Origin of the sequence: Fictibacillus sp. 5RED26 (genome assembly GCF_015903895.1) — a bacterium.
Lineage (GTDB): Bacteria > Bacillota > Bacilli > Bacillales > Fictibacillaceae > Fictibacillus > Fictibacillus phosphorivorans.
In genome coordinates this window covers 26,927-50,897 of the sequence record NZ_JACZDU010000004.1, presented here as the reverse complement: position 1 = coordinate 50,897, position 23,971 = coordinate 26,927, and the positions used below count along the sequence as shown (strand labels likewise).

The 23,971-nt window shown below is 39.9% G+C and carries 26 protein-coding genes and 1 other annotated feature; of the genes, 24 read left to right on the top strand and 2 right to left on the bottom strand.

The window, feature by feature from the left end; genetic code table 11:
• Positions 1 to 68 precede the first annotated feature (68 nt).
• The 17 genes from IHV10_RS15165 to IHV10_RS15085 all read left to right on the top strand — a co-directional run bounded on the left by IHV10_RS15165 (position 69) and on the right by IHV10_RS15085 (position 14,444).
• The gene (locus IHV10_RS15165) at positions 69 to 1,064 is read left to right on the top strand and encodes a hypothetical protein (RefSeq protein WP_197131321.1); all 996 of its coding nucleotides are present in this window, start codon (positions 69 to 71) and stop codon (positions 1,062 to 1,064) included.
• Positions 1,065 to 1,684: 620 nt separating this feature from the next.
• On the top strand, positions 1,685 to 2,275 hold the full coding sequence (locus IHV10_RS15160; protein ID WP_197131319.1) for a Maf family protein: 591 nt from the start codon (positions 1,685 to 1,687) through the stop codon (positions 2,273 to 2,275).
• Between the two features lie 32 nt (positions 2,276 to 2,307).
• The gene (gene radC / locus IHV10_RS15155) at positions 2,308 to 2,979 is read left to right on the top strand and encodes a RadC family protein (protein WP_197132108.1); all 672 of its coding nucleotides are present in this window, start codon (positions 2,308 to 2,310) and stop codon (positions 2,977 to 2,979) included.
• Positions 2,980 to 3,051: 72 nt separating this feature from the next.
• Positions 3,052 to 4,089 (top strand): rod shape-determining protein, encoded by a 1,038-nt coding sequence (locus tag IHV10_RS15150; protein ID WP_137788747.1) that lies wholly within the window; start codon positions 3,052 to 3,054, stop codon positions 4,087 to 4,089.
• A gap of 14 nt (positions 4,090 to 4,103) precedes the next feature.
• Positions 4,104 to 4,976: a rod shape-determining protein MreC gene (mreC, locus tag IHV10_RS15145; protein ID WP_197131317.1), complete on the top strand. Its 873-nt coding sequence runs from the start codon at positions 4,104 to 4,106 to the stop codon at positions 4,974 to 4,976.
• Complete coding sequence (gene mreD, locus IHV10_RS15140) at positions 4,976 to 5,494, top strand: rod shape-determining protein MreD (protein ID WP_197131315.1); 519 nt, start codon at positions 4,976 to 4,978, stop codon at positions 5,492 to 5,494. Before mreC ends, mreD begins: the two co-directional genes overlap by 1 nt.
• A 63-nt stretch (positions 5,495 to 5,557) precedes the next feature.
• The gene (minC, locus tag IHV10_RS15135) at positions 5,558 to 6,235 is read left to right on the top strand and encodes a septum site-determining protein MinC (RefSeq protein ID WP_197131311.1); all 678 of its coding nucleotides are present in this window, start codon (positions 5,558 to 5,560) and stop codon (positions 6,233 to 6,235) included.
• A gap of 15 nt (positions 6,236 to 6,250) precedes the next feature.
• A complete protein-coding gene (gene minD / locus IHV10_RS15130) occupies positions 6,251 to 7,045 on the top strand; it encodes a septum site-determining protein MinD (RefSeq protein WP_197131308.1) in 795 nt (264 codons plus the stop codon).
• Between the two features lie 692 nt (positions 7,046 to 7,737).
• Positions 7,738 to 8,466 (top strand): M23 family metallopeptidase, encoded by a 729-nt coding sequence (locus IHV10_RS15125; protein WP_197131305.1) that lies wholly within the window; start codon positions 7,738 to 7,740, stop codon positions 8,464 to 8,466.
• The gene (locus tag IHV10_RS15120) at positions 8,459 to 9,310 is read left to right on the top strand and encodes a site-2 protease family protein (RefSeq protein ID WP_197131302.1); all 852 of its coding nucleotides are present in this window, start codon (positions 8,459 to 8,461) and stop codon (positions 9,308 to 9,310) included. Before IHV10_RS15125 ends, IHV10_RS15120 begins: the two co-directional genes overlap by 8 nt.
• Positions 9,311 to 9,340: 30 nt before the next feature.
• Complete coding sequence (locus IHV10_RS15115) at positions 9,341 to 10,828, top strand: Rne/Rng family ribonuclease (RefSeq protein ID WP_197131299.1); 1,488 nt, start codon at positions 9,341 to 9,343, stop codon at positions 10,826 to 10,828.
• Positions 10,829 to 10,874: 46 nt separating this feature from the next.
• Positions 10,875 to 10,947, top strand: a sequence feature (ribosomal protein L21 leader region).
• A 14-nt stretch (positions 10,948 to 10,961) separates the two neighbouring features.
• Positions 10,962 to 11,270, top strand: coding sequence for a 50S ribosomal protein L21 (gene rplU, locus IHV10_RS15110; RefSeq protein ID WP_197131296.1), 309 nt, complete (start codon positions 10,962 to 10,964; stop codon positions 11,268 to 11,270).
• Between the two features lie 5 nt (positions 11,271 to 11,275).
• Positions 11,276 to 11,629, top strand: coding sequence for a ribosomal-processing cysteine protease Prp (locus IHV10_RS15105; RefSeq protein ID WP_197131293.1), 354 nt, complete (start codon positions 11,276 to 11,278; stop codon positions 11,627 to 11,629).
• Positions 11,622 to 11,912 carry a 50S ribosomal protein L27 gene (gene rpmA, locus IHV10_RS15100; RefSeq protein ID WP_066239506.1) on the top strand — a complete coding sequence of 97 codons (291 nt, stop codon included), beginning with the start codon at positions 11,622 to 11,624 and terminating at the stop codon, positions 11,910 to 11,912. Before IHV10_RS15105 ends, rpmA begins: the two co-directional genes overlap by 8 nt.
• Positions 11,913 to 12,040: 128 nt before the next feature.
• Positions 12,041 to 12,577, top strand: a complete 537-nt coding sequence (locus tag IHV10_RS15095; RefSeq protein WP_197131290.1) for a Spo0B domain-containing protein — start codon at positions 12,041 to 12,043, stop codon at positions 12,575 to 12,577.
• An 18-nt stretch (positions 12,578 to 12,595) separates the two neighbouring features.
• Complete coding sequence (gene obgE / locus IHV10_RS15090) at positions 12,596 to 13,882, top strand: GTPase ObgE (protein WP_197131287.1); 1,287 nt, start codon at positions 12,596 to 12,598, stop codon at positions 13,880 to 13,882.
• Between the two features lie 115 nt (positions 13,883 to 13,997).
• Positions 13,998 to 14,444, top strand: a complete 447-nt coding sequence (locus IHV10_RS15085) for an ACT domain-containing protein (protein ID WP_137788756.1) — start codon at positions 13,998 to 14,000, stop codon at positions 14,442 to 14,444.
• A gap of 38 nt (positions 14,445 to 14,482) precedes the next feature.
• Here the strand turns inward: IHV10_RS15085 and IHV10_RS15080 are convergent, their stop codons facing one another.
• Together IHV10_RS15080 and IHV10_RS15075 are read right to left on the bottom strand one after the other, a co-directional pair.
• Positions 14,483 to 15,010 carry a transcription repressor NadR gene (locus IHV10_RS15080; protein ID WP_197131284.1) on the bottom strand — a complete coding sequence of 176 codons (528 nt, stop codon included), beginning with the start codon at positions 15,008 to 15,010 and terminating at the stop codon, positions 14,483 to 14,485.
• The gene (locus IHV10_RS15075; protein WP_197131281.1) at positions 15,007 to 16,158 is read right to left on the bottom strand and encodes an IscS subfamily cysteine desulfurase; all 1,152 of its coding nucleotides are present in this window, start codon (positions 16,156 to 16,158) and stop codon (positions 15,007 to 15,009) included. Before IHV10_RS15075 ends, IHV10_RS15080 begins: the two co-directional genes overlap by 4 nt.
• Positions 16,159 to 16,255: 97 nt before the next feature.
• On the opposite strand from IHV10_RS15075, the gene nadB reads away from it, so the two are divergent.
• From nadB to ruvA, 7 genes are all read left to right on the top strand, one after another.
• On the top strand, positions 16,256 to 17,836 hold the full coding sequence (gene nadB, locus IHV10_RS15070) for an L-aspartate oxidase (RefSeq protein ID WP_197131279.1): 1,581 nt from the start codon (positions 16,256 to 16,258) through the stop codon (positions 17,834 to 17,836).
• Positions 17,790 to 18,650, top strand: a complete 861-nt coding sequence (nadC, locus tag IHV10_RS15065) for a carboxylating nicotinate-nucleotide diphosphorylase (RefSeq protein WP_197132106.1) — start codon at positions 17,790 to 17,792, stop codon at positions 18,648 to 18,650. Before nadB ends, nadC begins: the two co-directional genes overlap by 47 nt.
• Entirely contained in the window at positions 18,625 to 19,722 is a 1,098-nt protein-coding gene (nadA, locus tag IHV10_RS15060) for a quinolinate synthase NadA (protein ID WP_197131277.1), read from the top strand. Before nadC ends, nadA begins: the two co-directional genes overlap by 26 nt.
• A gap of 136 nt (positions 19,723 to 19,858) precedes the next feature.
• Positions 19,859 to 21,451 carry a LysM peptidoglycan-binding domain-containing protein gene (locus IHV10_RS15055; RefSeq protein ID WP_197131275.1) on the top strand — a complete coding sequence of 531 codons (1,593 nt, stop codon included), beginning with the start codon at positions 19,859 to 19,861 and terminating at the stop codon, positions 21,449 to 21,451.
• A gap of 37 nt (positions 21,452 to 21,488) precedes the next feature.
• The gene (locus tag IHV10_RS15050) at positions 21,489 to 22,424 is read left to right on the top strand and encodes a phosphotransferase (RefSeq protein ID WP_197131273.1); all 936 of its coding nucleotides are present in this window, start codon (positions 21,489 to 21,491) and stop codon (positions 22,422 to 22,424) included.
• A gap of 72 nt (positions 22,425 to 22,496) precedes the next feature.
• Positions 22,497 to 23,084 carry a YhcN/YlaJ family sporulation lipoprotein gene (locus IHV10_RS15045; protein ID WP_197131271.1) on the top strand — a complete coding sequence of 196 codons (588 nt, stop codon included), beginning with the start codon at positions 22,497 to 22,499 and terminating at the stop codon, positions 23,082 to 23,084.
• A 284-nt stretch (positions 23,085 to 23,368) separates the two neighbouring features.
• Positions 23,369 to 23,962, top strand: coding sequence for a Holliday junction branch migration protein RuvA (gene ruvA, locus IHV10_RS15040; RefSeq protein ID WP_191751829.1), 594 nt, complete (start codon positions 23,369 to 23,371; stop codon positions 23,960 to 23,962).
• The last annotated feature ends 9 nt before the right edge of the window (positions 23,963 to 23,971 follow it).

The window sequence follows — 23,971 nt, the reverse complement described above, 5'->3', positions numbered from 1 at the left end:
TCTTTTTCTTGTTCTATTAAAACAAAAATAGCATATGTTTTAGTAGATGATAGAGAGGAGCGGATGATATGAAACAAGAGATATCCATCTTGATCAATGGTAAAGAAAAGAACTATAGTGAAGATCAAACATCTGTTAAAGAGCAGCCCGCTCATAATGAGGTTGCTGCTGCCATCGAGGAAGTGAACAGAGGCGGATATACGATTCTGGCAACTTCTCTTAAGAAACGTGAAAACTTCTTTAAAAGAAAGAACGGACATGTGTTGAACAAGAGGACAAGCTTCCTTGTTCCGAATAATGGGAAAGGCTTTCCTAAGCAAATTGTTGCAGCGATTATAGGAGCTATCGTTACAGGAACAATTTTAGGAGTATTAGTCTTAACGGTATTCTCCTCCGATATCACGGAAGCTGGAGATAAAGTGACAGAAGCATCAACAGTTGCTACAGAAAAAGTAGCTGACTCTGGTAAATCCGTAACAATCAGGCCAATCAAATTAGATTTTTCAGCACTTCAAGCGGGTGTCTTCTCATCAAAAGATCGAGCTGAAGGAGCTGTTAAAACCATAGAAGATAAAGGCTTTTCAGCAGTTGTTTTTAAAGCTGAAGAAGAAAAGTATTCTGTTATCGTAGGCATTGGAAATGAGAAGCATCAATTAGATAAATTTAATGAAGCTTATCAAAAAGAAATGGATAAGCCACTTTTTAAATCGCTCTCTTTTTCTTTTGATCAATTAAAAACACCATCAAAGCTAGATGAAACCTATTTTACGAATGGTCAGATTCTACTTCAAAATACGCTTACCCTTTCTCAGATGCCAGACATAAGTGGATCAGGTCTTGATCGGACACTGAACGATTTTAACAAGTGGAAAGAGTATGGAAAAGGGCAGAAGGGCAAGTGGAGTGAAAGTACAACGAAAGCAGCTTCAGATTTTGAAAAGCAGCTTGAAGGTGCCTTTCTAGCGTTAAAGGATTCGAAAAAAGGAGAACTGAACTGGGCTTTTCAGCAAAAAGTAATGGATAGCTTACAGTCTTATACGAAGCTGCTTGCAACATTAAAATAATTAAAATAAATAGCCTGTTTGCTTATTCATTGCTCTTTGAAAGTAGTTGATTTAAGCTCCGGGTTGATCGCTTTCCATGAGGAGACAGGTGAGCGCCTCGCCGCTTTGCGTCATTAAGGGACTCACCTGTCTAGTTGCAGTGGCTAGCCCCTCGAGGACAAAGGTTATACGGTCTGTGATGAGCAAAGTGCTCCTTCATAGCCCATTCAACTTTTGCTTGTCGGGCCTTAACAAGCCACTTCTACTTTTAGGATCGACCGCTCGTCCCATAGGAGTCGGCAACCCTCCACTCTGATCAACTTGCATTAAAAGAAAAGTAACATTCTTAGAAATGAAGAAACTAAAGGAATTTAAGGTATGGCTCGATTGTTGAGTCATACTCTTTTAGTTTCCAAAAAGATTGATTGTGAAAGCGTAAAACAAAATCTTGATTGATAGGTTTTTAAGAATTTTGTCGGAATTCGTCAATGAATTTAATCATTTGCCCTCATAAAATGCAGTAAAGAACCGAAAAACTAATAGAAGTATGTTTTTCGGCGTGATTTGTCTAATTTTTACAAGTTTGCTATTGTAAATCTATACGAAACTATACATCAAAGAATTAGATGAAAGGTGATTACATGAAACGCCTCATATTAGCCTCTGCTTCACCTCGAAGATATGAACTTCTGTCATTAACGCTTCTTCCATTTGAAACGTATCCAAGTACACTTGAAGAAAAAATGGATCACTCCCTTACTCCAAGTCGATTGGTAGAATCACTTGCTGAACAGAAAGCTGCAGACATTTTTACTCAAAAACCAGAGTGTGTGATCTTAGGTGCAGATACAATCGTATCTTATCAAAATAATCGTCTTGGCAAACCTAAGAATCGAATTGAAGCTGCCGAAATGTTAAGGATGCTCTCAGGTCAAACACATGAAGTTTACACGGGGGTCTGTTTAATAGATCAAACAAAAAAAGTGATTTTCTCTGTTAAGACAAGTGTTACTTTCTACACTTTAGATGAAAATACAATTGATTGGTACTTAAACACTGGTGAACCTTTTGATAAAGCTGGCAGTTATGGAATCCAAGGATCAGGATCGCTATTAGTTGAGAAAATCGAAGGCGATTACTTCAATGTTGTAGGATTACCGATCTCTAAGGTGGTTCGATCACTAAAAGATTTCGGGTTTTCTTTCACCGAGTCAGTCACGAAGACTGAATAATAGGGGGGACGTAAGTGGTAACGAAGCCGCTTATGATAAAAGATTACCCATTACAGGAGAGGCCGCGAGAAAGACTTTTAAATGATGGTCCTGAAGCGCTCTCTAACTATGAATTGTTAGCTATTCTTTTAAGAACGGGTACGAAGCAAATGTCAGCTATCCAGCTTGCCCATCATATCATTCAGCAATTTGAAGGATTAAGGCATCTTAAAGAAGCAACAATTGGTGAACTGAAAGAGATCAATGGTATAGGATCAGCAAAAGCAGTGGAACTGATGGCTGCCATAGAAATCGGAAAACGGATCAGCCGTCTTCAGTTTGAAGAAAGGTACACGATACGTTCACCTGAAGATGGAGCTAGGTATCTGATGGACGAGCTGCGTTTTTTACAGCAAGAACACTTCGTTTGTTTATATTTAAATACAAAAAATCAAGTGCTTTATAAAAAAACGGTTTTTATCGGAAGTCTAAATACGTCTATCGTACATCCGCGAGAAGTATTTAAAGAAGGCTTCAAACGCTCAAGTGCTTCAATCATCTGTTTTCATAATCATCCGAGTGGTGACCCTGCTCCGAGCAGGGAAGATATTGAAGTGACAAAAAGATTAGTAGAATGCGGAAAAATGTTAGGAATTGAAGTTTTGGATCACATCATAATAGGTGATCAAAGATACGTAAGTTTAAAAGAAAAAGGATATGTTTAACATTGTCTTTTGTTTCTTTTTTAGCGTATAATCAAACTTATGAGTTTTGCTTGATGAAAGGAGTCTACATAAATGTTTGGTGGATTTTCAAGAGATTTAGGAATTGATTTAGGAACTGCAAACACACTTGTTTACGTGAAGGGCAAGGGTGTTGTTGTGCGTGAACCTTCCGTTGTTGCTTTGCGTACTGACACAGGTTCAATTGAAGCGGTAGGTAATGCTGCTAAGAATATGATTGGACGTACTCCTGGTAATATTGTTGCCGTACGACCTATGAAAGATGGAGTTATTGCTGATTTTGAAACAACAGCTACAATGATGAAATACTTTATTCAGCAAGCCCAAAAAAACCGTTCTGTTTTTGCACGTAAACCTTATGTCATGGTATGTGTACCATCAGGAATTACTGCAGTGGAAAAGCGTGCGGTTGAAGATGCGACTAAACAAGCGGGAGCTCGTGAAGCTTACACGATCGAAGAACCTTTTGCAGCTGCAATCGGTGCTGATCTTCCTGTATGGGAACCAACAGGTAGCATGGTCGTTGATATCGGTGGAGGAACGACTGAAGTTGCGATCATCTCTTTAGGTGGTATCGTTACAAGCCAGTCAATCCGTATTGCTGGTGATGAGATGGACGATGCGATCATTGCTTATATTAAGAAGACTTATAATCTTATGATCGGTGAAAGAACGGCTGAAACTCTTAAGCTAGAAGTCGGTTCAGCTGGTGCGCCGGATGGAATTGAAGATATGGATATCCGTGGTAGAGATTTGTTGACAGGTCTTCCAAAAACGATTACGATTACGGCGGAAGAAGTTTCCAGTGCGTTGCGTGATACTGTTAATAGCATTATGGATGCCGTTAAAGTAACTCTTGAAAAAACACCACCAGAACTTGCTGCTGACATTATGGATCGTGGTATTGTTTTAACTGGTGGCGGTGCTTTATTACGAAACTTGGATAAAGTAATCAGTGAAGAGACGAAGATGCCTGTTATTGTGGCTGAGAACGCGTTGGATTGTGTAGCAGTTGGAACTGGCCGTGCGCTTGAAAACCTGCACCTCTTTAAATCCAAGGCTGGTATAACTTCTAGATCTAAATCCAAGTAAGTAGGTGTATTTTCATGCCACAATTTTTTTCGAACAAACGCCTTATCATTCTGCTAGTCAGCATTATCATTCTAGTAGCTCTGATTGGTTTTTCGATGAAAAAAAGGGAAAGCCTAACCTTACCTGAACAGTTTTTAAAAGATTCTGCAGGACTAACACAAACGATTTTCTATAAACCCGCTAATACACTAGCGGGTTTCTTTGAGAATTTAGCTGAAATGAAGCAGCTCTACAAAGAGAATCAAATGTTAAAAGCTAGGTTAGATGAGTACGCAAAACTTTATGTACAGTATGAGGAAGTTAAAAAAACAAACGCAACACTTAAAGCGCAATTAGACAAAGAAGAAGATCTTACCGATTTTAAAGTGAGAGAAGGTACTGTGATCGGACGCTCCCCTGATCAGTGGAATCAATTTATCTACATCAACAAAGGGGAGAAAGATGGTATCAAACCGAAGATGGCAGTCATTTCACCACAAGGATTTATTGGTAAAGTCACGAATGTTTCCTTGTTTCAGTCAACCGTTCAGTTGATCAGTGACAATGATCGTACGAATCGTTTCTCTGCTATTGTTCAAGGTGAGAAGAACATCTTTGGAACGATCGAAGGTTATGATGCAAAAAAACAAGCTTTGGTGTTTAAGAAGATTCCGGTAGATGCAAAGATTAAGAAAGGCCAAAAGGTGATCACCTCTGGTCTAGGAGATGTCTTTCCTCCTAACCTGCTCATCGGAGAAGTAATTGATATTGAACCAGATGAAGTGGGATTGACACAAACTGCTTATTTAAAACCTTCAGCAGATCTTTATGATATTGATCATGTGATGGTACTTGAACGAGAAATGCCTGCAGTGGATGAAAGTTTAAGAGAAAAGGAGGAAGAATGATGAAAAAAGTCTTTCTTCCTTTTCTTATCTATCTAGCTTTTATTAGTGAGAGTTCATTAGTACAAGCTTTCTTGCCTCATGATAATAGTATGGATTGGCAGCTAGTCCCCCGTTTTTCAATGGTATTAATTTTATTTGTTGCCATGTATGTAAACACCACATACGGGCTTTTGTACGGACTTGCTTTTGGTTTGCTCACTGATCTTCTCTATACAGACATCATTGGTGTTTATTTGTTCTCTATGGCAGCTACTGCCTATATTACATCAATCTTTTCAAGGTATTTATTTGGAAACTTGATCGTGACTTTACTTCTGTCCGTAGTAGGGGTTTCCATATTAGAGTTTTTTGTATACGGTTTGAACAGTCTTATAGGAATCAGTACTCAGATGTTAGATGTATTCCTGTATAAAAGATTGTTGCCTACCCTCATCTTAAACGGTTTCTTTGCGATACTCATTTATTATCCGTTTGTAAAGCAGTTGAACCAAATAAAGGATACTCTAAAAGAAAACTAACTTTTGCAAAGAGGAATTTAGACCTAGCTGTCGAATGTTAGTACGTTGAGGTGAACAATGGCAATGGTACAAAAACTCCAGCACAACGTAACAATTAAAGGAACAAAAGACGGCCTCGTTTTATTGTTGGATGATAAGTGTTCCTTCGATCTATTAGTCGAGGAGCTTAATGATAAATTAACCGCCGGAAGCAGCCAAATGTTAAGCGGACCTGTAATTTCCGTTAAAGTAAAAGCAGGGAACCGTTATTTGACTGCTGAACAAGAAGAGAAGTTAATAGAAGTTCTTAAACAAAAAGAAAATCTTATCCTAGATCATATTGAGTCAGATGTTATCACAAAAGCTGAAGCTGAAGAGATGAGAAAAGATGCTCAAGTTGTGACCGTATCTAAAGTCGTCAGATCAGGTCAGGTTCTTGATATACAAGGAGACCTGCTTCTGGTCGGCGATGTAAATCCTGGAGCAACTGTGATGGCGACAGGGAATATTTATATTCTCGGTTCGCTAAAAGGAATCGCTCACTGCGGCACGAAAGGTAACGAAGAAGCGATCATTGCAGCATCCGTAATGAAGCCTTCTCAACTTAGGATTGCTCACCATATTAATAGAGCACCAGACTCTTATCCCGAACTAGGAAATGAGATGGAGTTTGCTTACATATCCAATGAAGAAAAACAGATTCGTATTGATCGAATCAGTGCTGTTCATCGATTAAGACCGAAACTGAACAGTTTGCTATAGAAAGGGGAATGAAGCATGGGAGAAGCAATAGTCATAACGTCTGGGAAAGGTGGAGTCGGTAAAACGACGACTTCTGCCAATTTAGGGACTGCTCTAGCTCTTTCTGGAAAAAAAGTATGTCTTGTAGATACGGATATCGGGTTGAGAAACTTGGATGTATTGATGGGACTTGAGAACCGCATCATCTATGATCTTGTTGATGTAGCAGAAGAACGCTGCAAACTTAAACAAGCATTGATAAAAGATAAGCGTTTTGAGTGTTTGTACCTGCTCCCAGCAGCTCAAACAAAAGATAAATCTTCCATTACCCCTGAACAAGTAAAAACAATCGTTCAGGAATTAAAGCAAGATTACGATTATGTCATTATTGATTGTCCTGCAGGCATTGAGCAAGGCTTTAAAAATGCCATTGCAGGTGCGGATAAATCAATCGTAGTAACCAATCCTGAAACTGCTTCTATGCGTGATGCTGATCGCATTATCGGGTTGTTAGAACAAGAGGATATGGAACCGCCTAAACTGATTGTAAATCGTCTTCGTAATCATCTGGCTAAGAACGGTGATATGTTAGATGTTGATGAGATCGTTTCCGTGCTTTCTATCGAGCTTCTTGGAGTCGTGATCGACGATGAGAACGTGATAAAAGCTGCAAACAAAGGTGAACCAGTTGCTTTACAGCCTGACTCGAAAGCTTCTATCGCATACAGGAATATTGCGAGAAGAATTTTAGGTGAGTCTGTTCCGCTTCTGTCACTAGAAGAAGAAAAAGGTTTCTTTGGAAAGATCAAAACATTATTAGGTATGAAATAAGCATCGGCTTCGCGCTGATGCTTTTTTTTGAGCTCTTTACTCTAAAGGTTTTGAAAGTGGTTAATTTCCGTTCCAGGATGCTCGCTTTCCGGGGGGCGTGCGGTGAGCCACCTCGACACTTTGTGTCCTTAGGTGTCTCACCTGTCCCGCTGATCCCCCAGGAGTCTCGCACCTTGCACTCCAATCAACAAACCAAAGATGTATTTTACAAAGCTATTTCATAGGCGTTCTTGAAGTCGGTTATTGACTTTCATGATGCTTGTTTTTTAGATTTGATCATTTCACGCTTAGTCAAAAGCAACTGTGCTTCCTTTGTTTACTAGTAAACCTACCGTATAGTCTTTATTGTCGTTTGCTCGGTGAGAAGCTTGTAAGGTGTTGCACTATTCAATTTGTCTTTGGAGCTTTTGGATTTTTTCTTTTTGCTACATTTGCAAGTTGATTGGAGTGGAGGATGCGAGACTCCTGCGGGACGAGCGGTCAGGTGAGACCCTTAATGGCGCAAAGCGGCAAGGGGCTCACCGGTCGCCCCGCGGAAAGCGAGCACCTGTAACGGAAATCAACCACTTACGAATACAACAGAGCTTATGTAAATCTTTATTTTCAGCTGCACAAATCAACAAACCATTTACTCATATCTCCAACGGACAAGTCATAGGATGTACATATATGAGAAAAATGGAGGAACGGTTATGAAAAATAGAGCAGATGAAATCCGAAAGAAGTACGGTAATATTTCTAAAAACGGCAGCTCAAAAGAAAGTAGCTCGGTTATCACATCCAGGGACGAACCGGAGAAATCTCATCCTCTATTCAACCGTCATGCTATGTTAATGCAGATTATGTTTTCCATTATCTTATTTTTAATTGTAGGAATCGCATTTAAGAATAATAATGATCATACGGTTCAGGCGCAAAACTTTATCAAACATGTATATCAAGATGAGTTTCAGTTTGCTGCAGCAAAAGATTGGTATGAAGATAAGTTCGGAAAACCATTAGCTTTATTTCCGAAAGATAAGTTGCAGAAAGAAAAGAAAACGGAAGAAGTCAGTGAAGTATTTGCTGTTCCTGCTGATGGTAAGGTGTATGAGACGTTCAGTACAAACGGCAAAGGAATCGTTATTGAAACGGGCAAAGAGGAAGATGTTGAAACGTCCAAAAGTGGTTACATTGTTTATGCTGGAAAAAAGGATGACTTGGGTTATACCGTAATCATTCAACACTCGGACGAACAAGAATCGTGGTATGGAGACCTAAAGGAAATTGATAAGTCCATTAAGCTATATAATTATGTAGAAAGCGGTACTCGATTAGGTAAAGTATCGGGAAGTAAGGATGGGAAGTCCGGTAAATTTTATTTTGCGATAAAAAAAGACAAGAGTTTCATTGATCCTAGCAAGGTGATTGATATTGATTAAATTAATAATAGAATTCATACGAAAAATAAAGATTAATCCCTCCTTTTGGGTCGTCATTTTCGGTGCGGTCTATACGGGGCATTTTAGGGAGATTATCGTCTGGTTTTTCGTCGTTCTAATTCATGAGATGGGTCATTTTGCTGGTGCCCGTCTTTTTAATTGGAGAGTTTCAAGAATAGATCTTCTCCCTTTTGGAGGTGCAGCCGTAGTTGAAGAACATGGCACACGTCCGATTCACGAAGAGGTTTGGGTAGCTGTTCTTGGTCCATTACAACACATTTGGCTTACCGGAGTCGCATATATCTTAAGTCAGACTAACCTCATCTCTGCGAATGATTTTTATTGGTTTTTTATTTTGAACCTTACCTTATTTTTATTTAACCTTCTTCCGATATGGCCACTCGATGGTGGGAAAGTTTTATTTGCTCTAGTATCCAAATGGATTCCATTCAAAGAAGCACAGCAGAAGTTTTTAATAGGATCCGGTGCTTTGTTGGTCATAGGCAGTGCATGGCAGCTCTCTTTACAGCCATCGCATTTGAACCTTTGGGTAATCTGTCTTTTCCTAGGCTTAGCTCATATTCTTGAATGGCGCAGCAGACATTATGTGTTCATACGGTTCTTGCTGAACAGAATGCAGCAATCAAGCATAAAAGGTACTCGTACGATTATCGTACCCCCAACATGGTCACTTTCAAAAGTCACTCATCACTTGGTAAAAGGTGTTTCCCATTCTATTGTTATTAAGAATTTCAATCCTATTACGATCAATGAAAAGCAACTCTTAGAAGCTTATTTTCATAATCATTCTCCCGAGTGTGCAATTGGAAAAGTTTTTCGTTAGAATAGGATACAGAGCAAAAAACAGGGAGATGTGAATGGAACGATGCAGCGCGTAGTAATCAATGCAGTAGGAATGGAAAAACGTACAGCGTTAATGGAGAATGAAAAACTTATAGAATGTGCGGTCCATAGACCGACTAAAAGTCCGTTAACAGGAAATATCTATAAAGGAAAAGTTCAAAAGGTTTTGCCTGGTATGCAAGCTGTGTTTGTAGATATTGGAACGAGCAAGAACGGCTTTCTTCATAAAGACGATTTGCCTGCTTATCAACAACTTTCTGGTGAGGCACAAAAGAAAGTATCCATCTCAAGCCTTATTAAAGAAGGAGAATCGATACTTGTTCAAGTCGTTAAAGAAGAGTCTGGAGATAAAGGTGCCAAATTAACAGCCCTTATTTCGTTTACAGGCCATCTGCTCGTTTATTTTCCATTCACTCCTCACGTTGGAATATCCAAAAAGATAAAAGAATCTCAACGCGCAATGCTACAAGACTGGGGAGATTCTGTTATAAATAATCAAGAAGGTCTGATCATTCGGACAGGTTGCGAAGATTTTCCTAAGCGCGAAATGAATCAAGAGCTTGAAAGTCTTAGAAGACAATTGAACGAAGTGCAAAAATGCTCAGATGGTAAAAAAGCACCCGATCTAATCGTGCAACCTCCATTTTTTTATCCACTCTTAGAGAGATGGATAAATCATAACGTAGAAGAAATTATAGTTGATGATTATGAAACGTATCAGCATGTCAAAGAGTATGCGGCTTCCTTTCAAAATCCATTTTCTGTTAAACTGTACAATGAAAAAGAGCCTCTTTTTCGCAAATTAGGAATTGACACAGACATTGAAAAAGCACTTTCTCCGTTAGTATGGTTAAAGAATGGGTCTTCGCTTTATTTTAATGTGACAGAAGCGTTAACGGCGATCGATGTGAATACGGGTAAATTCACTGGAAAAAAAGATCGGTCTAAGACTGTTGTTGAGACAAATAAGATAGCTGCACAAGAAATAATGAAACAGCTTCGTTTGCGTAATATTGCCGGCATGATCGTCATTGACTTTATTACGATGCAGTCAAACGAAGACAAAGAACAAATCAACAAGGTTATGCGAGAAGCATTAAAGAATGATTCTGCTACCATGATTTTGCATGGTTTTACGAAAATGGGCTTGTTTGAAATGACTAGAAAAAAAGAAAGGCCTTCATTACTTGAGACTCTTGCTACAAGGTTCGATCGCCATATGATGGATGGGTATATCCTGCGCCAGGAAACGTTGTATTATGAGATGGATCGTATAATGAAAGAATACGCATACGAAGATGACGAGGCTTTATGGATGGAAGTGCCACAACACTTTTCTGAATGGCTGAAAAAGAATCCTGACAAGCTGAAACATTTAGAGAAACAGCATGATATTAAAGTGTTTGTATCTATCGGTTCGTCAAACAGAGAAATGGCAGTCAGACAATCAGGAAAAATAGATGAAATAAGAAACAGGATGTTAAAAGATTCACATTGACATAAGGGTGCCAAACATGGTATCCTTTTTTCGTTAGTGTTTGGAGCACCCGCTCCAACCGCACAGACCAGGTTTTAAGTATTTTATATACACCTGGGATGGCGAGTCTGAGTATAAGAGGAGGTGCACGTTGATGTACGCAATTATTCAAACTGGTGGTAAGCAAGTTCGAGTTGAAGTAGGTCAAGCAATCTATGTTGAAAAACTAGATGTTGAAGCTGGAGCGTCAGTAACATTTGAGGATGTATTGATGGTAGGTGGAGATAGCTTGAAAGTAGGAGCTCCTTTAGTTGAAGGTGCTACAGTTACGGCAACAGTTGAAAAACATGGCCGTGGCGAAAAAGTGGTTGTCTACAAGTTTAAGGCGAAGAAGAACTATCGTCGTAAGCAAGGACACCGTCAACCATACACAAAAGTTGTGATTGAAAAAATTAACGGGTAATTCTCATGATTCTAGTTTCTATATACAGGAACAACGATCAAGACATACTTTCGTTTACGATGGAAGGACATGCTGATTTTGCTCCACATGGCCAAGATTTGGTTTGTGCAGCAGCAACAGCGGTGTCATTCGGTACGATCAATGCGATAGAAAAGCTTTGCGGCTATGAGCCAGAAGTAACTACTCATGAAGATGGTGGTTTTCTAACGTTAACCGTACCGGGTAATCTTAATGATTCTATACATCAAAAAACACAGTGGCTTTTGGAAGGCATGGTTGTATCCCTTGCTTCCATTGAAGAAGGATACAGCGAGTATATAAAATTGACTGAACATGAAGGAGGTGCAACGAATGCTTAAATTAAACCTTCAATACTTTGCCTCTAAAAAAGGGGTAGGTAGCACAAAGAATGGTCGTGACTCACAGTCTAAGCGTCTAGGCGCTAAGCGTGCTGATGGACAATTCGTTTCTGGTGGTTCAATTCTTTACCGTCAACGTGGTACTAAGATCTATCCTGGTACAAACGTAGGTAAAGGCGGAGATGACACACTATTTGCTAAGGTAGACGGAGTTGTACGTTTCGAACGTTATGGCCGTGACCGCAAAAAGGTAAGTGTTTACCCAATCGCGCAAGAAGCGTAAGAGGGAGATGAAAACTCTAACCAGATTGGTTAGAGTTTTTTCTTTGCTTTGTGAGAGTATTAAGTACTGCGCTAAATTTGTTGGTGTAAGGTATAGCCCTATTAAAAGGAAAGGCTAGGAGTGCGATGATGTCAAACAAATGGACAACTGTCGATCTTTTGCGCCACGCCAGGCATGACTGGCTAAACCAGCTACAGCTTATTAAAGCAAACCTATCACTTGGCCGCACAGAGCGGGCAAAAGAGATTATGAATGAAGTTATTGAACTATCACGGGAAGAATCAAGAATCTCTAACCTGAAAACCCCGAATTTATCGGAGTACTTATTAACATATAACTGGTTGAAGCATCCGGTGAAATTGTATGGAAAAGTAAATGGTGAAAGCGGGGATTTCAGCTTATTTGAAGAGGAATTGTTACATACGACGAAAGAAGTATGTGATGTGTTGAATAATTCCATTTCGGGTTATGATGAATACTCACTTACTGTTACATTTGATCCTGCAGCTCTTCGAGTTTATTATACCTTTCAAGGGATGCTAACAGATGAGAAGGATACGTATGAAGTATTGAGAAATATTTTTTCAACACATAAAAGCATGTTACTCATCGAAAGCTATAATCAGGAAAATAAGTGTTATTTTGATATTCAGTTAACTTCCTAATGGAAGGAGGAGAATGAAATGTTTGTCGATCAGGTCAAGATTTATTTAAAAGCAGGTGACGGCGGAAACGGAATGGTTGCATTTCGCCGTGAAAAATACGTTCCAGACGGTGGTCCTGCTGGTGGTGACGGAGGAAAAGGAGCAAACGTGATCTTTGAAGTTGAAGAAGGTTTACGAACGCTTATGGACTTCCGTTACAATCGTCATTTTAAAGCCCCTCGAGGTGAACATGGTATGTCTAAGGGCATGCATGGAAAAAAAGCGAACGATATGATTGTTAAAGTTCCCCCAGGTACTGTCGTGACAGATGCTAATACAGGAGAGACAATTGCTGACCTCGTACATCATCAGCAGCAAGCGATCATCGCTAAAGGCGGTCGAGGCGGCCGTGGAAACACTCGTTTTGCTACTCCTGCAAACCCGGCTCCAGAAATTGCTGAGAATGGAGAACCAGGTGAAGAACGAGAAGTAACATTAGAATTGAAAGTCTTAGCTGACGTAGGATTAGTAGGATTTCCGAGTGTAGGGAAATCAACCTTCTTATCGATCGTTTCAGCAGCTAAGCCAAAAATTGCTGAGTACCATTTTACAACAATCACTCCTAACTTAGGAGTTGTTGCGGTAGAGGATGGAAGAAGCTTTGTAATGGCTGACCTTCCAGGTTTGATCGAAGGTGCTCACGAAGGAATTGGACTCGGTCATCAATTCTTAAGACATATCGAACGAACACGTGTTATCCTACATGTTATCGACATGTCTGGAATGGAAGGCCGAGATCCTTATGATGATTTCGTGAAAATAAACGATGAGCTTAATCAGTACAACATGCGTTTAATGGAACGTCCTCAAATTGTACTAGCTAACAAAATGGACATTCCAGGTGCTGAAGAAAACCTTGAAACGTTCAAAGAAAAAGTGGGAGAAGACGTAAAAGTATTCCCAATTTCTGCGATTTCTCGTCAAGGTATTAGAGAAGTGCTTTTCACAACAGCAGATACTCTTGAAGTAACACCTGAGTTCCCTCTTATTCATGATGATGGTGGAGAACAACAAAGGGTTCTATATAAGCACGAAAAAGAAGATGCTGGCTTCTATATTACTCGTGACCCTGCAGGTGTTTTTGTTATCAATGGTCCGAAGATTGAAAAGTTGTTCAAGATGACAGACTTTTCTCGAGAAGAAGCAACAAAGCGTTTTGCAAGACAAATGCGTACTCTTGGTGTAGACCAAGCATTGCGTGATCGTGGAGCAGAGCATGGTGATGTTGTTAGAATCCTAAAATATGAGTTCGAATTTATCGATTAAAAGAAGGCAGCCTATTCTGTAGGTTGTCTTTATTTTATACAAATGTCCGTGTGAGATAGACACGAAAGGTAAATCCTATTATAATAAAGGTAAGAAAGTCACCGGAGGAAGCTAAATGAAAAATGATCAGCAATACTACATGGTAAGAGAAGATGTGTTGTCCGAATCTATGCAAAAAGCATTGGAAGCAAAGTCTCTCTTAGATCGAGGAAAAGTTAAAACAGTCGCAGAAGCTGCAGAAAAAGTTGGATTGAGCAGAAGTGCATTTTATAAATACCGTGATGGGATCTTTCCGTTTCATACGATGGTTAAAGAGAAAATTATAACACTATCCATTCACCTTGAAGACAGATCGGGTGCACTGTCGAGTCTGTTAACAGTTGTTGCTTCCCAAGGATGCAACGTATTAACGATTAATCAGACGATTCCCTTACAAGGACGTGCACATATTACATTGACGATTGAAACCAACATGCTTCAAGGAGATATGAAGGACTTGTTAAGCACATTGAACCGTATGGAAACGGTAGAACGAGTGGAAGTAGTAGGAACCGGCGCATAAAGAAATCCCTGGCTGTTACAGCTAGGGATTTTTTTGGCTTATAATAAGAATCCTTTTTCCTTTAAAGCACCGCAAACTTTATCGAGCTTCTCCTCTGAGTCTGATGATAGAGTGTGCATGTGAATACCTTCTGTTAATTCACTTAGAAGGCTAGCATTCGTATCTTTAAGCCGTTGGATCAGATCTTCAACATCTTTTCGCGTGGAGAGTTTAAGTGAAGCCTTAATATCACCATAAACAGGGTGTTCAACGGTAACATCTTCAACTGTAACGCCATAATCCACAATTGTTATTAGTTCACTCGTTGTTTCTTCTGGAGAATGATTTGCTGCAATCACACGAGAGAATTGTTTTTTTGAGTCGTTCTTTAAGTAAATATAGCCTTGAGCTGTTGCCATGATCGGCTCACCGCTTGCTTTTAAAAGTGACATGTCTTGTACGATAACCTGTCTGCTAACATTTGTTTTAGTGGCGAGAATCGAACCACTAAGCGGCTTATCAGCTTTCATCAGCCAGGCTATGAGCTGCGAACGTCTGTCTTCACCTTTTAATTTATCGTTGCTCATCTTGTTATTACCTCACTAACAGATCTGAATGTATTTGTTATTTCAATAAGTGCTTTTCCAAGTAAAGCAATTTCTTCAGAAGTCGTTTGATGACTGGTCGAGATTCTAACCAATTCATGAGCTTCACTTTCTGTTCTTCCAATGGCCAGTAAAGTTTTAGAAGGTGCTTGTTGTCCGTTCTTGCATGCTGACCCTGTTGAAACAGCGATTTTTAATCGATCCAGCTCTTGCATCACGATTTGACCTTCCATTCCTTTTGCGCGGATTGGAATGATAAATGGAGAGCTGTCGTCATTGTCTTCAAAGATTATATTCCTATCTTTAAGTATAGACGATTTTAGTTGTTTTCGCATGTCAATGGCATGCAGATAGCGATCTTGCTGTAAATGGAATGCCTCTTCTGCTGCTGTTACGAATGCGACGATTGATGGGAGATCAACAGTACCAGCACGGAATCCACGTTCATGTGTGACTTCTGAAAGAAGAGGAGCTATATGAATAGATGGTGATACATATACAGCACCCGTTCCCTTTGGTCCGTTTATCTTGTGAGCAGACATTGTAAAAGCATCTATGTTCAAAGAATGAAAAAAATTTTTTTCCCATTTTCCGAAGGATTGAACACAATCACTGTGAAACAAAACACCTCGATTTTTTAAATGTTCACCGATTTCTTTGATATCCTGAACGATTCCCGTTTCACTGTTCACATGCTGAATGGTGACGAGAATAGTATCTGGACGAATTGAGGACAGCAGTGTATGGATCGAGATCTTCCCATTTTTTTGTATGGGTATTCTTGTTATCTCATAACCACTTTCCTCTAAAAATCTAAGCACATAATCAATAGAGGGGTGTTCTACATTTGAAGAGATAATGTGTTTTCCTTTATAGTTTGCTCCATTCGCTAATGAAGTAATAGCTAGAAAATTGCCATCAGAACCCCCGCCTGTAAAATAGATCCCTTCACTTTCTTTATTTAACAACTCAGCTAAAGAACACCGAGCATGTTCTAATAGATCACGAGCTGCTTGGCCTCCCTCGTGAAGACTTTCTGTGTTTTGAAAATACATTTTTGAAGTTTGAACAAAAGCATTCACTGCCGATTCTGACAGGGGTGTAGTTGCTGCATAATCAAGATATATCAAGGTTTCCACCTCAGTTTTAATAAAATAGTTGTATCTAGTTTAAATCTATGTAAATATAGGTGTCAAGACACGTGTAAAGTTGAGGTGTTTTGTGTATATGAAACATAAAGAGGCAGATGTTCTAATTATCGGCGGAGGAATCGCTGGTTTGATGGCTGCTGAATATTTAAGTTCGCATAAGAATGTGATAGTTATCACAAAGTTTTCTGCAGAAAAATCAAATTCGTTTTTAGCTCAAGGTGGAATTTCTGCAGCAATAGATGAAGAGGACTCTTGGGCAGAGCACTTTTTAGATACGCTAAAGGCTGGGCGCCATCATAATGATCAAGAGGCGGTCAAACAACTTGTGAAAGAAGGCGAAAGTGTCGTTCGTACTCTTACAGAGTGGGGAGTGAACTTTGACAGACACGAGAACGGTTCTTTTATCTTAGGTAAAGAAGGCGGACATAATCGGAATCGCATCGTTCATGCTGGAGGAGATCAGACAGGTAAGAAAGTGATTGAAGCCTTAATACGAAGAGTAAGTAAAAACGTTAAGATCGTCACTCACCAATATGCAGTGGACTTAATTATTCAAGATCATAAATGTATCGGTGTATCTTGTAAAGATGATGAAAATCAAACCACTATCTTTCAAGCGAAAAATACCATATTGGCAGGTGGTGGATATGCAGGGATATATGGAACGACTTCTAATGCATTCGGATCGGATGGGAGCGTTCTATGCATGGCGTACCGGGCAGGTGTTGAACTCTCGGACTTAGAGTTTGTTCAATTCCACCCAACCCTACTATCAGATAGAGTGCCAGCAGGATTGATTACTGAAGCGGTGCGAGGACAAGGTGGAATATTGATCAATTCAAGTGGAGTTCCTTTTATGAAGGATGTGCATCCGTTAAAAGACCTTGCACCAAGAGATATCGTATCGAGGAGACTGTTTCAAGAGATTCATGAACACGGTGAGAAGGTGTTCTTAGATATATCTTCGATTAAAGATTTTAGAAGTAAATTTCCTGGAGTAACAATGCTTTGCGAGAATGCTGGTATCGATTTAGATAAAGGGCTGATTCCAGTATCTCCTGGTGCTCATTTTACGATGGGTGGAATCGTTACAGATCAAAGCGGTAAGACCTCGTTGAGAGGGCTTTATGCGGTTGGAGAGTGTGCGAATACAGGTGTACATGGTGCAAATCGATTAGCGAGTAATTCTCTCCTTGAAGGAGCTGTATTTGCAAAAAAGGTGGCAAACAGTATTCTTTCATCAGAGATAACGGATATGAAGCCTGCGACTTTTAAGAGAAAGAAAAATCTTGAACATAAATCAATACAGATTGACGGTCTCTTGCAAGAAAGCGAGATTCATCTTCTTATGGATAAATACGCGGGAATCGTCAGGAGTAAAAAAGAATTGATGAGTGCCGCAAAAACCCTAAACCTACCTTCATGGAGACCTGATCTGATCAAAGAACCACTACCTGTTATCAAGAGGTTCAATATGCAAACAATCGCATGGTTGACGGTAACAAGTTGTCTTAAGCGTGAAGAAAGCAGAGGCAGCCATTATCGAAAAGATTTTCCATCCCAGAAAAAAGAGTGGGACTCAAAAAAAATTATAAGGAGTTTGTGGCATGATGAATCCATTATTGCTGAAAAAACAGCTGCAGGAATTTTTAATTGAAGATATTGGATCTGGAGACTTGTCAGCGTCTCTCTTTGAAGATCATACAGAAGTGACCGCCACCATTATAGCCAAAGAAAATGGTGTATTTGCAGGTGGACAAATCTTGTCTATAGGGTATGAGTTGATAGATAGAACCGTGCAAACGAGCATTTTCGTAAACGAAGGAGAACAGTTTGAGGCAGGAGCAGTGTTAGCTGAGATAACAGGTAGAAGACAAAGTGTTTTATCTGGTGAAAGAGTAATCCTGAATCTTTTGCAGCGGCTCTCAGGTATAGCGACGATAACAGCTAAAGCAGTTTCTTATTGTGAAGGTGGAACTCGTATTTGTGATACACGAAAAACGACACCGGGTCTTAGGATGTTTGAGAAGTATGCAGTTCGATGTGGAGGAGGATACAACCACAGGTTCGGGCTGTACGATACGGTAATGTTAAAGGATAACCATTTAGCAGGATTTCCTTCTATTAAGGAAGCGGTTGAAACGGCGCGTAAAAAGTGTGGACACACCGTGAAGATAGAAGTTGAAACAGAGACGGAAGAACAAGTGATCGAAGCGGTCTTAGCTGGAGCAGACATAATCATGTTTGATAACTGCAGTCCTGAAGAGATCAAACAAAGACTTACGCATGTACCTTCGAGTATTATAACCGAAGCTTCTGGTGGAATTGCTCCCGATGAGATCAAGGAATATAGTCGAGCAGGTGTTGATTATATTTCTCTCGGTTACTTAACTCACTCTTATAAAGCACTGGATATTAGCATGAATGTTAAAGGAGTTGTAAAACATGAGTTTACTAAAAACTTTTTCTAAAACAAATACATTACCAGATCGATATAGCTCTATGTCAGTTGAAGAGATGGAAGCTAGGGTTCACGAGATTAAAAGCAGTTTAGGTACGCGTTTATTCCTCCCAGCCCATCATTATCAAAAAGATGAAATCGTTCAATTCGCAGATGTTACAGGTGATTCTCTTCAGCTTGCCAAAATTTCAGCAGAGAACAAAGATGCTGATTTTATCGTATTCTGTGGTGTTCATTTTATGGCCGAAACAGCTGACATGTTGAGCACTGACAACCAAACTGTAATTCTTCCAGATTTGAAAGCTGGTTGTTCTATGGCGGATATGGCGAATATTCATCAAACAGAAAGAGCTTGGATCGAACTTCAAAAGCTCTTTGGTGATACGATTCTGCCATTGACTTATGTGAACTCAACAGCGGAGATAAAAGCATTTTGTGGAAAAAATGGTGGTGCTACAGTTACTTCTTCAAATGCTAAAGAGATGGTAAGCTGGGCTTTTGATCAAAAAGAGAGATTACTTTTTCTCCCTGATCAGCATCTTGGGAGAAACACCGCTTTTGATCTAGGGATACCACTTGAAGATATGGCGATCTGGGATCCGATTTCAAACAAATTAATCTATGATGGAACGAACATCGACCAAATCAAAGTGATTCTTTGGAAGGGGCATTGTTCAGTCCATGAAAAGTTTACAGTAGAACAGATTGCCGACTTCAGAGAGAACCATTCGGAGTTCCAAATTATTGTTCATCCAGAATGTACGCATGAAGTTGTAAGAGCTAGTGATTTGAACGGATCTACACATTTTATTATTGAGACGATCAAACATGCAGAACCAGGAACAAGCTGGGCTGTAGGAACTGAAATGAATCTTGTAAACCGGTTAGCTCAACAGTTCAGTGACAAGAAAATCGTCTCATTAAACCCTCATCTATGCCCTTGCCTTACGATGAACCGAATTGATCTGCCACATCTGCTGTGGTCGCTAGAAAATATTATTGATGGAAACCTTGAAAACGTAATTAAGGTAGATGAAGAAACAAAAAAATATGCAATCACAGCATTGAACCGAATGATGTAGTGTTTCTCCCCCTGTCATAACCTTCATTTATGAGGCATAAATTGATAAAGGAATAATGTCACTTCTAATACGATGTAGCAATATGCCCAAATGTTCATATACTGTAAGGAAATTTGGCAGGAGGGAGTTTTGCAGCGTGAGAATACACATTGTGCAAAAAGGGGACACACTCGACAAAATTGCTGAAAAATACGATGTACCAGTGAATGAATTAAGAAAAGCAAATCCGGGTTTCTCCAAAACAGATGTAATTGAACGGGGGGAAAAGATTAAAATCCCGATCAAGATGCCTGGTATGAAGAAAGAACAGCCTATTGTACCGGTTAAAGAAAAACCGGTTGCACCTGTACAAGAGGCTCCGAAGCCGGCACCGGTTAAGCCTGCTCCAAAGAAACCAGCTCCAATAAAACAAGAAAAGAAACCAGCTCCAATGAAGCCGGCGCCATTAAAACCTGCACCAACCAAGATGGAAAAGAAAGATGCACCAATGAAGAAAGACGCACCAATGAAAAAAGATGTTCCAATGAAAAAAGATATGCCAATGAAAAAAGATGTACCTATGTTAAAAGATCAACCGATGAAAGCACCGATGAAGCAGCCCATGGCCCCTATTCATGACAAGGACTTTGCAGGGATGGTGGAGTCGTCAAATCTTGGACATTATGTGCCAATGGGGTACCCAAATCAACAACCAAACATAGCGAACATGCCAAATATGGCAAATCAACCAAACATAGCGAACATGCCAAATATGGCGAATCAACCAAACATGGCAAACATGCCGAATATGGCAAACCAGCCGAACGTGGCGAGCAAGCATGGGATCTATGCAGGAAAAGATGGCTATGCGCCAAATAAACATCCATTTTTGATGGAAGAATCATCTGGAATGATGCAGAACATGTATGGTTCTATGCCGCCAATGTTTCCAAAACCACAAACCTATTCTCAAATGCCACAGGGATATGGAATGATGCCTCCACAAGGGTTCAGCGGAATGCCTCAACTCTATGGTGGCGGATATCCACAAAGCGGGCAACAAGGTGGAGGTGGCATGCAGCAAGGAGGATCTATGCCTTTTGGTGAATATCCTGATTCTGATATGGACCAGATGCCTTCAGGAGAATACACACCTGGTGGGCAACAACAAGGTATGCAGGATATGCAAATGGGTATGCAGCAGCCAGGTTCAATGAGCATGATGCCTATGGGTATGCCGCAAGGATTTAGCGGAATGCCGCAGATGGGTCAAATGGGAATGGGTATGATGCCTCAAGGCGGCGGAATGCCGGGAATGGGTCAGATGGGTATGATGCCACAAGGCGGAGGAATGCCACAAATGGGTCAGATGGGTATGATGCCACAAGGCGGAGGAATGCCGGGAATGGGTCAGATGGGTATGATGCCACAAGGCGGAGGAATGCCGGGAATGGGTCAGATGGGTATGATGCCACAAGGCGGAGGAATGCCGGGAATGGGTCAGATGGGTATGATGCCACAAGGCGGCGGAATGCCGGGAATGGGTCAGATGGGCCAGATGGGTATGATGCCACAAGGCGGCGGAATGCCGGGAATGGGTCAGATGGGCATGATGCCGCAGGGTGGAGGAATGCCAGGAATGCCTGGGATGCCTCAACAGATGCAACAAGGTATGCCAAACCCATATTCACAAGCACAATCTCGTGAAATAGATGAGAATGTTACGGAAGAAACGGAAGAAGATGAATAGGGACGTAAGGGACGATTTCCAAGGGGATCGTCTTTTTTTGAAAAAGATGAATGAACTGGGGCTTGAAGTGATCGATTTTGGCTTTTTTCGAGAGAACGTTATCTGGATTAAGACTAAACAAGGTAAATATGTTTTAAAAGGTTTTAACAGATCAGAAACCTGTAACAAGCAATTAAAGCTTTCAAAACTGTATCATGGACAAAAGCCAAGAATTATGGGTACTTATACGGTATTTCCAAATCAGAAAAAAACAGTTCAATTCGGGAAATATATTTGGGCGATCATGCCATTCTATAAAGGAGAAGGTCTTCATTTTGGTAAAAAAGACGACGTTAAAGCGGGGATAGATGCAATCAGTCGTTTTCATTCTTTTTCAAAGCATATACCAGATCCCTTATATGAAAAGCTGACTTCGTACTCATTATTTAAAAAGTGGAGTGACAGACTTGATGCTTTTAAATTTCATGCAAGATCAGCAAATTGGAATCATCAGATGCGTCCTTTAATTTCAGAAATAATCATGTGGGGAGAATGGAGTTTAAACCACTTTGATCATGAAGCTGTTGAAAAGCTAGAGAATAAAGCGTACAAGAAAAAAGAGATCACACATGGGGATGTTGCTCCGCATAATTTTGTGAAACATAAAGAAAAAGATACGTATCTGATTGATTTTGATCTTTTTGCAGCAGTTCCTCAAGCATTTGACTGGTTACAGTACGCCAATCGTATCTTACCGTTCTGGCATTGGTCGTATGAAAAGATGGAAGAGATAGGGAATGAAGATTTCTTAAAATGGTTTACTAAACGATGGTTTGTAATAAGTCTGGTATTTCCCACGGATCTCTATCGAGAATGGAATAGGGCCCTTAAAACGGGGGACAAGGAAATGATTGATGCCGTTACAAGATTTACATTGCGTGATTTTTCCCACAGGAAAAAATTTGTTGAAAAAATAATGAAGAGGATGAGTTAACGATCATCCTACATTTAACAGATTATTTAGAGCCTTCTTCTGCCAAGCTAATGGTGAAAGGAGGTTTTTCCATTGAACTTTTTAGGGAAATCACTTACTGTAACAATCCTAGCTGTAGGTCTTGTAGGCTGTAATGGTGTAAATGAATCTCAGGATAAGAATGACAACGACGTTCGACCGATTGGATACTACTCCAATGAGGGAGATAATCGTGGTGATCTTGACCGTGGTAAGGGATTCATTTCTGATATGGCTGATCGAGATGTAAATGATCATACTGCCACTTACCATGAAGATTATGATGGTAAACTTGCTGAACGAATTGCGAAAAATGTCAACGACATCCGGGGTGTAGACGATGCTCACGTTATTCTTGAGGATAACAACGTCATTGTAGGAATAGACACGGATAAAAAGAAGAAGGCCGAACTAACTAACAAAGTTAGAGAGATCACTTCTAAATTGGCACCAAATCGTGATGTGAAAATTGTAGCTGATCAAAATATGGTTAACCGCATTGAGAACGTTGATAACGATCTGCGAGATGGCCGTGCTTACACGGAAGTTGAATCAGATGTTCGCGGAATCAGCAACGATATCGTAAATGCCGGCAGTGACCTTGGAAATGCGATAAAACGTCCTTTCGAAAACAACCGCTAGTATGAAAGAACTGTCAGAAGTTGAATCAACTTTTGAACAGTTCTTTTTTACTGTGAATTTAATTACTTAAGTGGAGCGTATGTATAGTGGTCCACCGTAGAAAGCGGGTAACTTTGGAAATTTAAAAAGCAACATCGAATTTCGTAAACAGCCTTTAAATAAGGTATGTCATATGATGCTTTTAAAGAAATCAAATTCACTTTTTATAAGGAATTAAGGGGGAGCCTATGATACAATAAGCAATAGAAACATACGCTCGTGTTTAGCGTTAGGGAGAGAAGAATTTGATTGAAAGCATTTCTGGAAATGTAGATTACATAACGGCAGAATATATTGTTATCAACAATAATGGAATCGGATATAAGATTTTATGTCCAAATCCTTTTATTTATAAATTGAACGATCAAAAAACGGTATATACGTATCAATATGTTCGTGAGGATATACTGGCACTTTATGGTTTTAAGAATAGAAAAGAACGCGACTTGTTCTTAAAACTATTGAACGTGTCTGGAATCGGTCCAAAGGGAGCGTTAGCGATCGTTGCCTTCGGTCAACCTGAGCAAGTCGTCAATGCGATCGAACAGGAAGATGAAAAGTTCCTTACGAAATTTCCTGGTGTAGGAAAGAAGACCGCACGTCAGATGATCTTGGATCTGAAAGGTAAGATCTCAATCTTTGCAGATGTAGAGTTCACGGATGGACTATTCGCAGATGTGGAACCAGAGAGTGATGAACTTGACGAAGCACTTGAGGCTCTTGCAGTCTTAGGATATGGCAGAAAAGAAATCCAAAAAATTCTTCCGGATCTGAAAAAAGAAAAGATGTCAGCAAACGAATATGTTAAAGCGGCATTAAAGAAGTTAATGAATTCATAAGGACGTGAG

What these genes read in the sequence shown, in the direction of transcription:
- nadA (WP_197131277.1), top strand. Translation starts at nt 18,625, where the DNA reads ATGAGTTTACTAAAAACTTTTTCTAAAACAAATACATTACCAGATCGA.
- nadB (WP_197131279.1), top strand. Translation starts at nt 16,256, where the DNA reads ATGAAACATAAAGAGGCAGATGTTCTAATTATCGGCGGAGGAATCGCT.
- IHV10_RS15105 (WP_197131293.1), top strand. Translation starts at nt 11,276, where the DNA reads ATGATTCTAGTTTCTATATACAGGAACAACGATCAAGACATACTTTCG.
- IHV10_RS15080 (WP_197131284.1), bottom strand. Translation starts at nt 15,010, where the DNA reads ATGAGCAACGATAAATTAAAAGGTGAAGACAGACGTTCGCAGCTCATA.
- IHV10_RS15095 (WP_197131290.1), top strand. Translation starts at nt 12,041, where the DNA reads ATGTCAAACAAATGGACAACTGTCGATCTTTTGCGCCACGCCAGGCAT.
- IHV10_RS15150 (WP_137788747.1), top strand. Translation starts at nt 3,052, where the DNA reads ATGTTTGGTGGATTTTCAAGAGATTTAGGAATTGATTTAGGAACTGCA.
- mreC (WP_197131317.1), top strand. Translation starts at nt 4,104, where the DNA reads ATGCCACAATTTTTTTCGAACAAACGCCTTATCATTCTGCTAGTCAGC.
- minD (WP_197131308.1), top strand. Translation starts at nt 6,251, where the DNA reads ATGGGAGAAGCAATAGTCATAACGTCTGGGAAAGGTGGAGTCGGTAAA.
- IHV10_RS15085 (WP_137788756.1), top strand. Translation starts at nt 13,998, where the DNA reads ATGAAAAATGATCAGCAATACTACATGGTAAGAGAAGATGTGTTGTCC.
- rpmA (WP_066239506.1), top strand. Translation starts at nt 11,622, where the DNA reads ATGCTTAAATTAAACCTTCAATACTTTGCCTCTAAAAAAGGGGTAGGT.
- radC (WP_197132108.1), top strand. Translation starts at nt 2,308, where the DNA reads ATGATAAAAGATTACCCATTACAGGAGAGGCCGCGAGAAAGACTTTTA.
- minC (WP_197131311.1), top strand. Translation starts at nt 5,558, where the DNA reads ATGGTACAAAAACTCCAGCACAACGTAACAATTAAAGGAACAAAAGAC.
- rplU (WP_197131296.1), top strand. Translation starts at nt 10,962, where the DNA reads ATGTACGCAATTATTCAAACTGGTGGTAAGCAAGTTCGAGTTGAAGTA.
- obgE (WP_197131287.1), top strand. Translation starts at nt 12,596, where the DNA reads ATGTTTGTCGATCAGGTCAAGATTTATTTAAAAGCAGGTGACGGCGGA.
- IHV10_RS15165 (WP_197131321.1), top strand. Translation starts at nt 69, where the DNA reads ATGAAACAAGAGATATCCATCTTGATCAATGGTAAAGAAAAGAACTAT.
- nadC (WP_197132106.1), top strand. Translation starts at nt 17,790, where the DNA reads ATGAATCCATTATTGCTGAAAAAACAGCTGCAGGAATTTTTAATTGAA.
- mreD (WP_197131315.1), top strand. Translation starts at nt 4,976, where the DNA reads ATGAAAAAAGTCTTTCTTCCTTTTCTTATCTATCTAGCTTTTATTAGT.
- IHV10_RS15125 (WP_197131305.1), top strand. Translation starts at nt 7,738, where the DNA reads ATGAAAAATAGAGCAGATGAAATCCGAAAGAAGTACGGTAATATTTCT.
- IHV10_RS15160 (WP_197131319.1), top strand. Translation starts at nt 1,685, where the DNA reads ATGAAACGCCTCATATTAGCCTCTGCTTCACCTCGAAGATATGAACTT.